The sequence below is a fragment of the Nostoc sp. genome, from assembly GCF_036917465.1.
GTDB lineage: Bacteria > Cyanobacteriota > Cyanobacteriia > Cyanobacteriales > Nostocaceae > Nostoc.
Genome location: NZ_JBALDL010000041.1, coordinates 153,829 through 167,069, shown reverse-complemented (window position 1 = coordinate 167,069; position 13,241 = coordinate 153,829). Strand labels below are relative to the sequence as shown.

At 39.3% G+C, this 13,241-nt stretch carries 12 protein-coding genes; 3 read left to right on the top strand and 9 right to left on the bottom strand.

Features of this window, described 5'->3' with window-relative positions; translation table 11 throughout:
* Positions 1 to 118 precede the first annotated feature (118 nt).
* The 3 genes from V7K38_RS08615 to hemE all read right to left on the bottom strand — a co-directional run bounded on the left by V7K38_RS08615 (position 119) and on the right by hemE (position 3,987).
* Positions 119 to 1,717: a B12-binding domain-containing radical SAM protein gene (locus V7K38_RS08615; protein ID WP_334857021.1), complete on the bottom strand. Its 1,599-nt coding sequence runs from the start codon at positions 1,715 to 1,717 to the stop codon at positions 119 to 121.
* Positions 1,718 to 1,785: 68 nt separating this feature from the next.
* Positions 1,786 to 2,766: an NAD-dependent epimerase/dehydratase family protein gene (locus V7K38_RS08610; RefSeq protein WP_334857020.1), complete on the bottom strand. Its 981-nt coding sequence runs from the start codon at positions 2,764 to 2,766 to the stop codon at positions 1,786 to 1,788.
* Positions 2,767 to 2,925: 159 nt separating this feature from the next.
* Positions 2,926 to 3,987, bottom strand: a complete 1,062-nt coding sequence (gene hemE / locus V7K38_RS08605) for a uroporphyrinogen decarboxylase (protein WP_334857019.1) — start codon at positions 3,985 to 3,987, stop codon at positions 2,926 to 2,928.
* A 221-nt stretch (positions 3,988 to 4,208) separates the two neighbouring features.
* Between hemE and V7K38_RS08600 the strand changes: the two genes are divergently transcribed.
* On the top strand, positions 4,209 to 4,946 hold the full coding sequence (locus V7K38_RS08600; protein ID WP_334857018.1) for a hypothetical protein: 738 nt from the start codon (positions 4,209 to 4,211) through the stop codon (positions 4,944 to 4,946).
* 33 nt (positions 4,947 to 4,979) lie between these two features.
* Complete coding sequence (locus V7K38_RS08595) at positions 4,980 to 5,603, top strand: hypothetical protein (protein ID WP_334857017.1); 624 nt, start codon at positions 4,980 to 4,982, stop codon at positions 5,601 to 5,603.
* A gap of 82 nt (positions 5,604 to 5,685) precedes the next feature.
* Here the strand turns inward: V7K38_RS08595 and V7K38_RS08590 are convergent, their stop codons facing one another.
* From V7K38_RS08590 to V7K38_RS08575, 4 genes are all read right to left on the bottom strand, one after another.
* Positions 5,686 to 7,005: an ABC transporter substrate-binding protein gene (locus V7K38_RS08590; protein WP_334857015.1), complete on the bottom strand. Its 1,320-nt coding sequence runs from the start codon at positions 7,003 to 7,005 to the stop codon at positions 5,686 to 5,688.
* 169 nt (positions 7,006 to 7,174) lie between these two features.
* On the bottom strand, positions 7,175 to 7,828 hold the full coding sequence (locus tag V7K38_RS08585) for a glycosyltransferase family 2 protein (RefSeq protein ID WP_334857014.1): 654 nt from the start codon (positions 7,826 to 7,828) through the stop codon (positions 7,175 to 7,177).
* A gap of 91 nt (positions 7,829 to 7,919) precedes the next feature.
* On the bottom strand, positions 7,920 to 8,888 hold the full coding sequence (locus V7K38_RS08580; RefSeq protein ID WP_334857013.1) for a glycosyltransferase: 969 nt from the start codon (positions 8,886 to 8,888) through the stop codon (positions 7,920 to 7,922).
* A 32-nt stretch (positions 8,889 to 8,920) separates the two neighbouring features.
* Positions 8,921 to 10,027 carry a class I SAM-dependent methyltransferase gene (locus V7K38_RS08575; RefSeq protein WP_334857012.1) on the bottom strand — a complete coding sequence of 369 codons (1,107 nt, stop codon included), beginning with the start codon at positions 10,025 to 10,027 and terminating at the stop codon, positions 8,921 to 8,923.
* A 762-nt stretch (positions 10,028 to 10,789) separates the two neighbouring features.
* Here V7K38_RS08575 and V7K38_RS08570 point away from each other — a divergent pair.
* Positions 10,790 to 11,569 carry a class I SAM-dependent methyltransferase gene (locus tag V7K38_RS08570; RefSeq protein ID WP_334857010.1) on the top strand — a complete coding sequence of 260 codons (780 nt, stop codon included), beginning with the start codon at positions 10,790 to 10,792 and terminating at the stop codon, positions 11,567 to 11,569.
* 31 nt (positions 11,570 to 11,600) lie between these two features.
* On the opposite strand, the gene V7K38_RS08565 is transcribed toward V7K38_RS08570, so the two are convergent.
* Together V7K38_RS08565 and pgsA are read right to left on the bottom strand one after the other, a co-directional pair.
* Positions 11,601 to 12,506 (bottom strand): S66 peptidase family protein, encoded by a 906-nt coding sequence (locus V7K38_RS08565; RefSeq protein WP_334857008.1) that lies wholly within the window; start codon positions 12,504 to 12,506, stop codon positions 11,601 to 11,603.
* A 79-nt stretch (positions 12,507 to 12,585) separates the two neighbouring features.
* Positions 12,586 to 13,128 carry a CDP-diacylglycerol--glycerol-3-phosphate 3-phosphatidyltransferase gene (gene pgsA, locus V7K38_RS08560; RefSeq protein WP_334857006.1) on the bottom strand — a complete coding sequence of 181 codons (543 nt, stop codon included), beginning with the start codon at positions 13,126 to 13,128 and terminating at the stop codon, positions 12,586 to 12,588.
* Between the last annotated feature and the right edge of the window lie 113 nt (positions 13,129 to 13,241).

Here is a 13,241-nt window from a genome sequence, read left to right as displayed (position 1 = left end):
CTCCAAGAACTGCTTTTATTCATAAATGCCACTAACCATATATGTAAATTCACCCGTACACTTGTTTATACGGGTGAAGATGCGATCGATCACTTGTCGATTTCTATCGTCAAAACACTTAACTAACTACCGCTTCAGCTTTTTCCTCGGCTTTTTCTTTGACTAGCACATAAGGCGTTTCTGCCCCTTGTGCTAAATATTCTGCTAGCTGACTTTCAATTTGATCGCGCACAATTTGGCGATATTCTAGAAAATGCTCGTTGTGGGCGCAAGCAGAGATGTAATGCTCAATCACTCCAGGGTTACGCTTGAGAATGCTAAACAAATGATGCCAGAACTTCCAACGGGTTTCCCGTTTGATTCCTTGTCGCCAAATAACAATCAGCAGCGCTCTCACAACAATCCATTCGGGCATTTTCGCTGGTGCTTTCCAACTTGGTAAACCCATCATCAAGAAGCAGCGATAGGTACGATCCAAGTAATTTACTGGATCGTATAAAGTACAAAACGCTTCAACATATTCTCTAGCAAGTTCTTCCAAGGGACGGGTGGGGAGGAAGTTCATCAATGTTGTCTGGTTGATGTTGCCATCTTGATTTTCCCGCAGTCGTCCTTCTTTTTTCAGGCGATGCCAAAGCGCGGTGTTAGGTAACGCTTGCAACATGGCAAAGGTAGTTGAGGGAATTGCTGCTTGTTCTGCAAAGCGGACAATGCGATCGCCTGCGCCTGCTTTTTCGCCATCAAAACCGATAATAAACCCAGCCATTGGGCGCAATCCGGCTCTAGTGATGGTTTCCACTGCCTCAGTTAGAGAACTGCGAATATTTTGAAACTTCTTGGTCATTTGCAAACTATCCTCATCCGGCGTTTCGATTCCCAAAAACACCGCCGAGAAACCGCACTCAACCATCAACTCCAACATTTCTGCGTCTTGCGCTAAGTCAATGGAAGCTTCAGTGTCAAACCGGAAGGGATACTGGTGTTCTGCCATCCAGACTTTTAACTCTTTCAGCAACAATTTTACATTTCGCTTGTTGCCAATAAAGTTGTCATCTACCATGAACACACCCCGCCGCCAACCCAACTTATAGAGGTAATCTAACTCTGCTAACAGTTGGGCTGGGGCTTTGGTGCGTGGTTTGCGCCCGTAGAGAACAATAATGTCGCAAAATTCGCACTGGAAGGGACACCCGCGCGAAAACTGCACGGACATCATATCATAAGCATCCAATTCTAATAAATCAAAGCGGGGTATTGGTGTGCCTGTGACATCAGGTTTTTCTGTGGCGCGGAAAGTGCCAGATGTATCTCCCCGTTGAACTGCCTCAATAAACATGGGCAACGTGATTTCCCCTTCATCCAGAATCAGAAAATCTGCGCCAACATTTTCAACTTCGTGAGGTACAGAGGTGGGGTAGGGGCCGCCCACTGCGACTAACTTGCCACGTTTTTTAGCTTCCTGAATTTGGTCAAGTAAATCTTGCTTCTGAACAATCATCGCGGAGAGGATTACTATGTCTGCCCATGCCCACTCTTCCTCTGTTGCTGTACGAATGTTGCGATCGACCAGCTTGAATTCCCATTCTTGGGGCAGAATCGCCGCCACTGTGACTAAACCCAGAGGTGGTAATAAAACTTTGCGATCGACTAATTCTAAGATTTTTTCATAAGACCAAAAGGTTTTCGGAAATATTGGATACACTAACAAGATTCGCATGTAGTATCAATCCTCACACTTTGATTGTTATCCCACTCTAACGAAAATAAAGAGCTATTGACTTTTTATTAAAGTTGTTTTACTGTGCCATTCATATTTTTACCTTCAACGCCACTGATTTTTAAAACATCACTCATAGTTGCACAATAATTTGGCAAGCCGAAACTATCGGGATTAATGAATTTTTCATAAGTGAAATGCCGATAGCTCATGCAAAACCTATCCCAAGCCGCCATCTTAATGCGGAACAGAACAATAATCAAATTAGCTAATACTATAGATATGGGAATGCGAAAGTAAATCTTCTTGCCCAGATAAGCACAAACTTGTCTCACTGCTTGATTAGCAGTTAATGGTGCTTGCCCTAAAACCAGCCGACGTGGTTGATCCTTTTCGGGAGGACGATCGATTAAATATTGCACGACAGTGGCAATATCTCGTGCGTGGATAAAGTGAAAACTGCCATCTGCTTCCAAAAAACGAATTATATTAATATATTTTGTCACTTCTGTAATACCAGATGTGACAGCAGAATAAGGTTTATTCGCATCACCGCCCAATACTACAGTGGGAAAAACTGTGGTAATTTTGGGTGCGATCGCTAATTGTTCTTTTTTATGTAAACACTCATATTTAGAACGAATGTAATCTGTCCCAATTTCCCCGGCTTCTTTTAATGGTTCATTGTACCGATCCAAAACGCTAGCTGTCGAAAAATAAATCACCTGCTGGCAACGTTCTGGATCTAGCAGTTCGAGCAACTCTATAGTCTTGACTACGTTAATATCAAATGTATTATCACCACCCCAAGCTGTGGCTGTGAGTACCGCCGTATCAATTGTGGATAGCAAATTGGCAAATTGGCGAATATTTTGCATATCACCTTGCAAAACGTTGATACCCGAACGTGCCTTAGTATCAACTTGCAGTTTACTTGGGTTCCTAACTAGTAGATACAGTTCGTGATCTGTTTCCTTAATTAAGGCTTCTGTTAAATAATGACCTACACAACCACTTGCACCAGTCACTAAAATCCGTTTCTGGCTCATAGAAAATTTTTTAAAATTTAGGAGTTAAAAGTGAAGAGTTAAAAATGAAGTTAAAAGTTCCGAATCAGGAGTTAAAAATAACTCTGCACCTCACAACTGATAACTCCTGTAGAGACGCGATTAATCGCATCTGTACTCATAACTCCTAACTCATAATTCCTAACTCTTAACTCCTGCAAGATTCAATTCCTTTGCAGTTTCAAAGAAGAAAGCGACATTTTCTTCGGGAGTTTCAGGTAGGACACCATGACCGAGATTGAGAATATGACCCCAATTACCAGCTTTGCGAACGGTATCGAGAATGCGATCGCGGATAAACTGTTTAGAGCCGAATAACACGCCAGGATCAAGATTTCCTTGAACTTTGACTTGTTTACCCAATCTGGCTCGTGCATCTGCCATATCCACAGCCCAATCTACACTGACAATATCAGCGCCAGATTGTCCCATTCTTTCCAACACACCGGCACTACCACTAACTAGCAGAATTAAAGGTGTATCGGGGTGGGTTTGCTTGACTTGCTGGAAAACTCGCTTTTGATAGGGGAGAGCAAAGGTGTCATAATCTTGAGGACTCAATTGACCCGCCCAAGAATCGAACATTTGCACAACTTGAGCGCCACAGTCAATTTGGTAACGGGCATAAATGGCGATCGCATCTGCTAATTTAGATAACAGTTGATGCAATATCGTCGGGTCTGAGAATGCCATATTTTTGATGATGGAATAGGTTTTAGAACCTTTTCCTTCCACCGCATAAGCTGCTAATGTCCACGGCGCACCCACAAAACCTAACACCGTAGATTTATCGCCTACTTCAGAACGCAACGACTGCAAAATTGTCTTGATAAATGGTAGAGCAGCTTCTGGTTCTAAGGGATGCAGACGCTCGATTTGCTCTTGAGTGCGCAGTGGCGAGTGAATGATTGGCCCTTTACCTTCGGCGATATCCATGTCAATACCCAAACCAGGTAATGGGGTGACAATATCAGAAAATAAAATTACTCCATCTGGTTGGAAAGCTTTCCACGGTTGCAAGGAAACTTCAATTGCTACATCTGGAATTTCCGAGCGATCGCGAAACGAAGGATACTTTTCTCTTAAGTCTCGATATGCTTTCATATATCGTCCCGCTTGTCGCATCATCCATACAGGGGGACGATCTACTACTTCACCACGAGCAGCCCGTAAGAGATGAGGAGTTGTTGAAGAAACACCCATTTATCACTTCATCCTAAGTCACAATTTTTATGCCACTGTTTAGCTTATCATTCCGGGATTACGCTTTTTCAGCAGGCTTACATCAAAAGCGCTAGTCGCTTTACACCAAAGGGAAATCGGGTCAGAAATGGGATAAAACAAGAATTAACAAAGAAAGTGGAATATAAAAGAATTTCGTCACTCTTTTGTGTTGTCTCCACTCTCTACTCCCTTAATTTCCTATGCAAACTGACTCTAACAGTCCCGATGGTGTTGCATCTGTTAATAACGAGCCTAACCCAGGAAAGTTTTTGATTCCGCGATCGCAGCGACAGATGTTCTTTATTCAGTTTACCTTAATGACCCTCATCGGATGGGTTGTGGGTGGCGTTGCCAGTATCGCCTTAGAGAAAATTATTCTCCAAAGTTTTTCATCTAGCGTTGCTATCCAATCACAAACATTGAGCATTTTGGTCAGAAGTCTCAGTAATGTTGTATTTGCTGTGATTTTTGCTGCTGACCAGAGCTTTGTCATTTACCGATATTTACCTGGTTTGCAATGGCTATTTGCAACTAGTGTTGGTTGGCTGATTGCTAACGGCGTTTCTACAGCCTGGATTAACTACATTTCAACCCTTGCTTTATCATCGCCTGAAGAAACTTTTATTTTGGAATTTTTATCTGCGATCGCATATATAATCTCTGGTATTTGGCTAGGTATTTGCCAGTGGCTGGTTTTGAGGCGATATACAGCAGATATTTGGTGGTGGAATTTTTTACCCTCAATCTCTTTCTTCTTGATTACTATTTTGGTTTGGTTGCTTTTTATTGTGCAAAATTTGATTCCAGAAACCTACCGGACTCCCATATTATATTGGAGTGGACAAGGATTAACAGCAGTGATTTTGGGAGCTATACCAGCAATCGGTTTATGTACATTGAAAAGAAATTTACATCGCAAAACTGGAATTTCTCCCTGAATTTTGTCGATATATTCCATAATTTTAATATTTATGACTCGCCCGCGCATTCTCCAACCCGGTCAAAGTTATACATTTAGTAAGTATTTTGAATTACCTTATGCCCCAGCAGATATCTTAGCGGAACTGGGATGTAGTTACGAACGTACATCGCTACAACTACCACAATATTCAGGCGTAATTGACTATTTAGAGTTTTTGCAGCGTTATTTACGGCGCAATATCATGCGCGTCAATCCTATAAGTGAAGCTGCAAAACGCGAAGTTTTAATTGCTCCTATTTTGTTGGAAATTTGTGACCAAACGCAAACTCAACTAAACATTGAGTACCCAATTAATGTTAGTGAACAACTCAAAGGAAGTTTTGATTACTATATTTCCTCTTCCAATTCACTCTTAGTCGTTGAAGCCAAGCAATCTGATTTAAGCCGGGGGTTTACTCAACTTGCAATCGAATTGATAGCACTCGACCAATGGACAGATTCTCAAACCCCAACTTTGTATGGTGCTGTAACAAATGGAGAAGATTGGCGATTTGGGATATTTTATCGGCAAGATAAACGGGTCATGCAAGATATCAAACTTTATCGGGTTCCAGAAGGTTTGGAAGAATTAGTGCGAGTACTTGTAGGAATTCTTACCAATGCTAATAGTTAATTATAGCGTTGCATATTTGTGGCATGATTTAGCAACTTCCAAAATTCCTCTCCTCCTTACCCAATTCATCCCACAGCCCCATTTAATTGCTATCCCAAATACTTTCTAAACGCTCTTGTGCTGTCTTGAGAGCTTTTTCGGGAGACTCACCCAGTAATGTAGCCTCAATAGCTCGACCAAGACTGTCAGAAAGACGACTATATCCAGCAATAATCGGTCGAGCGCCAGCTAGGGGAACTTGTTCCATAAACACTTTTAACCAAGGTTTTTGCTTCATAAATTGCTGATAAGCTTCACTTTCAGCAGCTTTAAGATTAATTGGTAAAAAACCAGTTCCAATACTCCATTCTTTTTGGAATTCTTCACTCAAAACATATTCTAAAAACTTGAGTGCGGCTTCTTCTCTTGCTGGTGTTGTCTTCATCACATAGAGATTTCCACCACCTGTCACCGTAGCTTTATCAACATTTGCAGGTATGGGAAATGCATCGTAATCAACTTTAGATTTAGTGATATAAGTCCAAGGGCCTGTAATTTGCATAGCAACGCGACCCGCTATAAAAGCATCCTCTTCATAACCCCGTTCTGGAGAAGAAAGCATTGCTGAACCATCTTTTAATAGCTCTTGCCAAAATTGTAAAGCTTTCAGCGCTCCAGGATTCGTTAAATTCGGTCGGTTATTTGTTAGCACTTCTCCCCCAGCGCTCAATAAGAAAGGAAACCAGCTAAAAACTGTCCATTCACTCTTCCCCAAAGGCAGTATAATTCCGTACTGTTCTGGTCGCTTGTCGCCATTGCTGTCTATGGTTAATTTTTTGGCAACTTGCCTCAATTCTTCCCAAGTTTTAGGCATTTGCGTAATCCCCGCAGCTTGAAAAAGCTTAGGTCTGTAAAAAATGCCTATATTACTTGTATATAATGGGGCTGACCAAAGATGACCATCTAATTGCAATTCTTCAAGAAGGTTAGGTCTAATTTCTGACTTTAGTGGCAATTTTTCTAGCCAATCTTCTAAAGGTATAATTGCTCTTAAATCTGCCAACTGACCTGTAATTTGCGGGTAGAATGCCAGGATATCTGGAGGCGCATTACCCACAACTGCTGTTAATATTTTTGGCAATTGGGGTTGAGCTAAAAAGACAGATTCTACCTGGACATCAGGATGAGTCTGATTAAATTTGTCTACCAGTTTCTCAAACACATCCCGATTAGTAGGGGGATTGATTGCTTGCCATAAAGTTAAATGAATGACTCCATCGTCCTTCTGTGCTATTGCCTGACAACCAGATAAAAATATTAAACACGAACTTAGGACAATCCCTACAAGTAACATCTTCCAAACAGAAGCAATAACCCGGCGAGAATAATGGCTTATTTGGGATGGAAAAAGGATATTCTTCATATAGCAGTCCTAAATCATTTGTGAAAATTACATATCTCTTTTTTCTTTCTTCCCTTTGCGTCCTACCCTGCGGGAAGCCGCTCCGCTTCTATGCGTTCTTGGCAGTTCGTTTTATTATCTATATTTTTCACGACTCATTTAGGACTGCTATACCAGTTAGTTAATCAAATTAAGAAATATTCTCTAAAACACTTTTGGTAATGCTAGTTTCTGCTCTTGTGTAAATATAAGTTTCCGGTTCGCTTATTTTTTTAGTTCTGAATATTTTTTCTGCCCGGTACCAAAAATCTGTATCTTCTCCATAAGCAATATTATTAAATCCCTTCACATCAAAAAATACCTGTCTCTTACCAAAAAATGTTGGGCCTAAAACACATTCTCGGAGATTAATTGTTTTACCTGGTTGAAAATAATCTGCAACCAAAACCTCTTCTTCTGTTGCGAATCCACCTTCAATTAAATCAATTTCTGGATTAGCTTTCATATATTCAACTCGCGCATCTAGATGATTTACTTTGTACGCATCATCACTATCCAAGAATGTTATATACTTACCAAAAGATGCCTGAATACCAGCATTTTTTGCATACCATAGCTTTCTATTTCGATGTTTCAAATACCGGATATTTTGAAATTCTTGAATATAAGGATTAACAACTTCAAAAGTATTATCTTGACTCCCGTCATCAACTATAATCAATTCCCAATTTTTAAAACTTTGAGAGATAACACTATCAATACAGTTGTTTAAATATTTTGCTCTATTGTAAGTACAGAGGATAATCGATACTTCGTAATTTAAATCAAAAACTACAGTTTCCATTGTTAAATTATCATCGGATTATTCATACAAAAATCTAAATAATCAAAGATGATTTTTAGATTACTTAGGAGGAGAATACTAAACTTAATTCTTAACTGTGTAATTTTAGAAATTCATGCACGATATCATTATAATTATAAACTATGAGACTAAGATCAAAGTTTTCTCTGACGTATTCTAGAATATTTTGACGATAATATTGGTTTTTCTCAATCATCTCACTAATTGTATCAGTAACAATTTGTTTAGCTTCTGGTGTGATGTTCCTTAATATATTATCTGGCAAAACTCTAATGAATTCTTTATGATGCAAATTGGCACTAGCAGATTCAGAAACAACAATACATAAACCTGCTGCCATTGCTTCTAATACTACGAGTGGTGCAACTTCCCCTTCACTAATTAAAACTAAACAGCTATAATTTGTAAGACGAGAATAAACTTCCTCTAAACTCCATACACCTAAATATTTTGTTGTTATTCCTTCAATAAAATCAGGATCGTCTAGAGGCCCAACAAAATCTATTGCAATTTTACTATCTACTATTTTCGCCAGTAATTTCTGCTGTTTTCTTGGTTGAATCCAACCTAAACAAATAGCTTTATTATTTCCTTGGGCTTGAAAATTTACTTTCTGAGTATCGATACCGTTTACTTGCACTGATATATATCCAGAATATCCTGATTTCAAGAAAAAATCTTTGGTTAAATGAGACAGGGCAATTATCCCAGGTGCATTAAAATAATGTTGGTATGCTTCTCTAAATTCTTCGTTCCATTTATCTGTTTTAAACAGATAACCATCATGGCAGGTAAAACAATACTTTTGTTTGAGCCTTCGATTAAATTCGCTCACAAAACTGTAGGCGTGTAAATGTACAAAATCATAATAATTATTATTAATATATTCTATGACTTCGTTAACATCTTTCTCATTTAAGATATCGACTTGATGCCCAATTTTCTCTAAAAAATTTTTGTACTCGTTTATCACAGTCAAAACAGAATGTGATAAGGGAGGTTCAGGGATATAACCCCAAGCAACAAGAGCAATTTTCATAAATTATTTAATTTTTCCTCACACATTTTGATTTATTTTTCAGCCACAATACAAGTTGCGACGGGATAATCTGGATGATAAGCGTCTAGTTCTTCAGATGTCAATTCTTCTACAGCGATTCCATGATAAGAGGCTATTACAGTGGTAGGGTTGCCATAGACATACAACTTCTGTTGGGAGAAATTTTTATACATCCAGACGAAAGCATCAGGTAAAGGCCGCCAATAATCAACGGGAGTCGCATGAATTCTAATGGCACTTGGTACCATCGCAAAACATTTTCCACCAGGTTTTAGCCAGGTGTGGATATTTTCTACCACTATCCAGGGAGCATAACAATGTTCTAAAACGTTAAAAATTATCACTGAATCAAAAGATTCTGGCTTGATAACGGATACATCGTGAGCATCCCCAACTATATCTACTCCTGGGCCTGGTTCTAAGTTGAGAATTTGATATGATGTGCCTGGATTAATTTGATAGAAATCTTTATCTTTTGGTGTTCCTCCTATTTCTAAGATATTGCCACCGATTTGAGGTTGAATTTCTTTCAGAAACTTGCTGAGATAATATCTATCAACAGGTGTACCTCTTGTCAATCCAAATGCTTGGCAAATGGGAACTGTTTTTTTCAAATCACCCCAATCTATCGAACCTGTCGCTGGGGATAGTAAACCAAGATTTTCTAGATGTTCTACTAATTTCCGAAAGTCTTCTATATTCTCAATAGATTCTAAATCATCTTCTAATTGATATTGGGAAAATAATTGTGGCAACACTTGGTAAGTTTCTCTACTTAATGAACCAAGTTCATATTGCATTTCCTTTTCGATAAAACTCCGAAAGCCTTTACCAAAAATTGTGAGGCTGCCATCTGCTAAAAAAACTAGAGCATTTTGTAGAAGCTGCTCATATTTTTTTACCTCCTGAATTACTTTCTGTGCTATAGGTTCTAATTTAATTTTTTGAAATATTTGGTAAGCATTTTCTAATGAATGTTCGTGAATAAATATTTCCAGTATTGTCAACCATGATTTTGATTGAATAATTTCTGCTGTTCGCTGACTCCAAGCAAAAATTGCATATAACTGTGAATCTTCAACTTTTAAAAAGGCGTTCGGTACATATTTTTTTGGCATATAGTTAATAACTCAAAAGTTTTTAATAAGGAGGATAACTTGGGTATTATAAGCTATTTTGAATTTTCTCTATAATGGCATCGCGTTTATTTTCATCCAAGCCTAGAATACCAATTTAGCGATCCTGGAAAAAGCTCTTCTTAACCTCCCTACATTTCAAACAGACTAATGTTGCTTTGTCTTCTCTTGTAGTCCAGGGGGTAATGTCTCTAATTGTTTCAGGGCTACATTAGAGGCGATTACCTTCCTTTGCTTCGATATTTGATTTGATCTCAGTGTTAACTATTAAACCATATATAGCAATCCGATTTGATTTCTGAATCGCTCGTAGAGGTAAGGGACTGGGGACTGGGGACTGGGGACTGGGAAGAAGGAATAAAGGTGTACTGAGTTTTGTTCAAAAATCAAATATGAGTCCTATAGGATTACTATTTAATTTTTGAACGAAATTAGGTATTGTAGGGAAGCTAATGCGTTGCGGTGAATCCAGCGCTGTAGGCGGGTTTCCCGCCATAGGCGACTGGTGAACCCGAAGGGAGGTTCCCTCCGTTGTAGCAACTGGCGTTGTGTTAAAACGGAGTTCGTAACCCACTATTATCACGGCTTTGATGCGTTACGCTGTCGCTAACACATCCTACGTATATTTTCAGAAATCAAACCGGATTCCTATAATATGTTATTGTTAATCACAAATTACGTAATTTAATTAGGAAAGCTAACAAAAATAGTACATAATTAATAATCTTTGGAGAGAAATAAATAATGGCAAAAACGAATGAAGTTGTTCCAAATATCTCTTTGTCTAGTTGGGACTATATTTCACCTGAATTTGAGATAGTTCATCCTGATTCATCTTTTCCCAATATGATTATTGGAGACATTAATAACTGTTATTGGTCTTATTTACGTCGAGATATTCCCCATAAATGGTATGTGGATAGAGATGAACCATTTATCGGGTTCCTCAATCGAGATGAAGCACATGTTTTATATAATACAGCCCTGAAATTTGCCGGAAAAAAAGCTTTAGAAATTGGTTGTTTGCGGGGTTGGTCTGCTTGTCATCTGGCATTAGGTGGCGTGGAATTAGATGTAATCGATCCTTTTTTAGCTAGAGAAGATGTTTATGAAAGTATAAGTCATTCTTTACGGCTTGCTAATGTTCTCGACTCAGTTAATTTAGTAGCTGGTTATAGTCCACAAAAGGTAGAAGAGTTAGCTAAACAATTACAATGTAAGTGGTCATTAATTTTCATTGATGGCGATCATGAATCACCAGCGCCACTCAATGATACGATTGTTTGTGAACCATTAGCAGAGGATGATGCTTTAATTTTGTTTCATGATTTAACTTCCCCTGATGTAGCACAAGGCTTAGATTACTTAAAGGAAAAGGGTTGGAATACAATCATTTACCAAACTATGCAAATTATGGGTGCTGCTTGGCGTGGGAATGTTGAACCAGTAAAACATCAGCCAGATGCCAAAATTAATTGGGATTTACCAGAGCATTTAAAACATTATTCTGTGAGTGGATTATGAATGTTCAATCAAAAGCAAATCTGATTTTAACTTAATGAGGATGCCCGATCGCTAATATTCCCGCATCCCCATCTAAAGTTACCTCTACACCCACCGGTAAAGCTGCATTTGGACTATCATGGCCAAAAGGTAAATCAGAGACAATCGGAATACCCAAATCACCCAAGCGATCGCGCAATACTTCTTCTACACTAAAGCTAGACACACTTGGCGGCGCTTCACAGCGAGTAAAACCGCCCAAAGCAATACCGCAGACTTGAGACAAAACACCACTCAAACGCCACTGTGTCAGCATTCTATCAATACGATAGGGTGCTTCCGTAACATCTTCTAACGCCAGTATTACACCATTGAGATTTGGCAGAATTGGTGTACCTAAAAGGTTGGTAGCAACCGTGAGATTACCTGGTAACAAAGTACCAGTTACCACGCCGCCACCCCAACCGCAACCTTTGAGAGGCGCGAGAGGACGACCTTCTACCGAATCGAATAATCGCTCAATTGACCAATCTGGCTCATCTGCTAAAGTCACTAGGACGGGAGCATGAACGCCGGAAAATCCTGCTATATAAAGACTCCACAATAAAGCTGTGATATCAGAAAAGCCTATAAGCCACTTGGGAAGGGCTGAGTTTTGTTGCCAATTCCAATCTTCTAAAATGCGGGTGCTACCAAAACCGCCTCTGGCACAAAGAATACCACGACAATTAGGATCTTGCCATGCTGCTGCTAATTGCTGACGGCGGATTTCATCTGTCCCAGCTAGATAACCCCATTTGTCATCTATCTGTGGACTGATTTCTAATCGATAACCACGCGATCGCCAAATTTCTAGACTCTGTTCAAATACCTCAAATTCTCGCAAAGCACCACTAGGGGCAATGACTCGTATTAAGTCTCCAGGTTTTAAGGGCGGTGGTAAGATTTTGGATGGCATGAAAAAAATTAGGGGTTCAGAACTCCGATAAAATTTTATTGAAATCTTTTTTGAAAGCGATCGCTACAGTGGTTTTATTTTAGGTTCGCTTTATATCTAACTGTGGATTTTCCTTAGCTGGATTTTGGGGCAAAAGATAAATACCTCCAGAGATTAAAGTTAGGGCGACAGAAACCCAAAAGGCAATCAGAGAGAGACTTTGCCACACTTCAGGCAGAGGTGCAATTAAAAGTGCGATCGCTATTATTTGACTAACAGTTTTGAGTTTACCCCAAATATTCGCCCCGGTAATTGTTGTTTGATTCACCCGCCAACCAGCGATCGCTAATTCTCGCGCTAAAATCAAGAACACTCCCCAAGCAGGGATTTTTCCTAGTTCAATAAAAACCAGCAACGGCGCAAGCACCAAAAGTTTATCCACTAAGGGATCGAGAAATTTACCCAACTCACTAATTTGGTTGAGTTTCCGCGCCAAATAGCCGTCTAACCAATCAGTTAATGCAGCAACAAGAAAAATTGCCAAACATATCCACTGAGCTTCAGGTGTGGGATTATATAAACCATAAAGCAGAAATGGTATCCCCAATAGGCGAGAGAAGGTAATCCAGTTGGGTAGAGTCATAGGGAATTCAAAAATAAAACTTCAAAATTAACAACTGTAAAGCAACAAGCAGCCAAGCAAATATGCAAAATCTATGCAGATTAGTGTATCTGGGTGTGGCTGCGTGGGAAAAT

Excerpts from the sequence above, each read along its gene's own strand:
- V7K38_RS08615 (WP_334857021.1), bottom strand. The coding sequence starts at position 1,717 with ATGCGAATCTTGTTAGTGTATCCAATATTTCCGAAAACCTTTTGGTCT.
- V7K38_RS08610 (WP_334857020.1), bottom strand. The coding sequence starts at position 2,766 with ATGAGCCAGAAACGGATTTTAGTGACTGGTGCAAGTGGTTGTGTAGGT.
- hemE (WP_334857019.1), bottom strand. The coding sequence starts at position 3,987 with ATGGGTGTTTCTTCAACAACTCCTCATCTCTTACGGGCTGCTCGTGGT.
- V7K38_RS08600 (WP_334857018.1), top strand. The coding sequence starts at position 4,209 with ATGCAAACTGACTCTAACAGTCCCGATGGTGTTGCATCTGTTAATAAC.
- V7K38_RS08595 (WP_334857017.1), top strand. The coding sequence starts at position 4,980 with ATGACTCGCCCGCGCATTCTCCAACCCGGTCAAAGTTATACATTTAGT.
- V7K38_RS08590 (WP_334857015.1), bottom strand. The coding sequence starts at position 7,005 with ATGAAGAATATCCTTTTTCCATCCCAAATAAGCCATTATTCTCGCCGG.
- V7K38_RS08585 (WP_334857014.1), bottom strand. The coding sequence starts at position 7,828 with ATGGAAACTGTAGTTTTTGATTTAAATTACGAAGTATCGATTATCCTC.
- V7K38_RS08580 (WP_334857013.1), bottom strand. The coding sequence starts at position 8,888 with ATGAAAATTGCTCTTGTTGCTTGGGGTTATATCCCTGAACCTCCCTTA.
- V7K38_RS08575 (WP_334857012.1), bottom strand. The coding sequence starts at position 10,027 with ATGCCAAAAAAATATGTACCGAACGCCTTTTTAAAAGTTGAAGATTCA.
- V7K38_RS08570 (WP_334857010.1), top strand. The coding sequence starts at position 10,790 with ATGGCAAAAACGAATGAAGTTGTTCCAAATATCTCTTTGTCTAGTTGG.
- V7K38_RS08565 (WP_334857008.1), bottom strand. The coding sequence starts at position 12,506 with ATGCCATCCAAAATCTTACCACCGCCCTTAAAACCTGGAGACTTAATA.
- pgsA (WP_334857006.1), bottom strand. The coding sequence starts at position 13,128 with ATGACTCTACCCAACTGGATTACCTTCTCTCGCCTATTGGGGATACCA.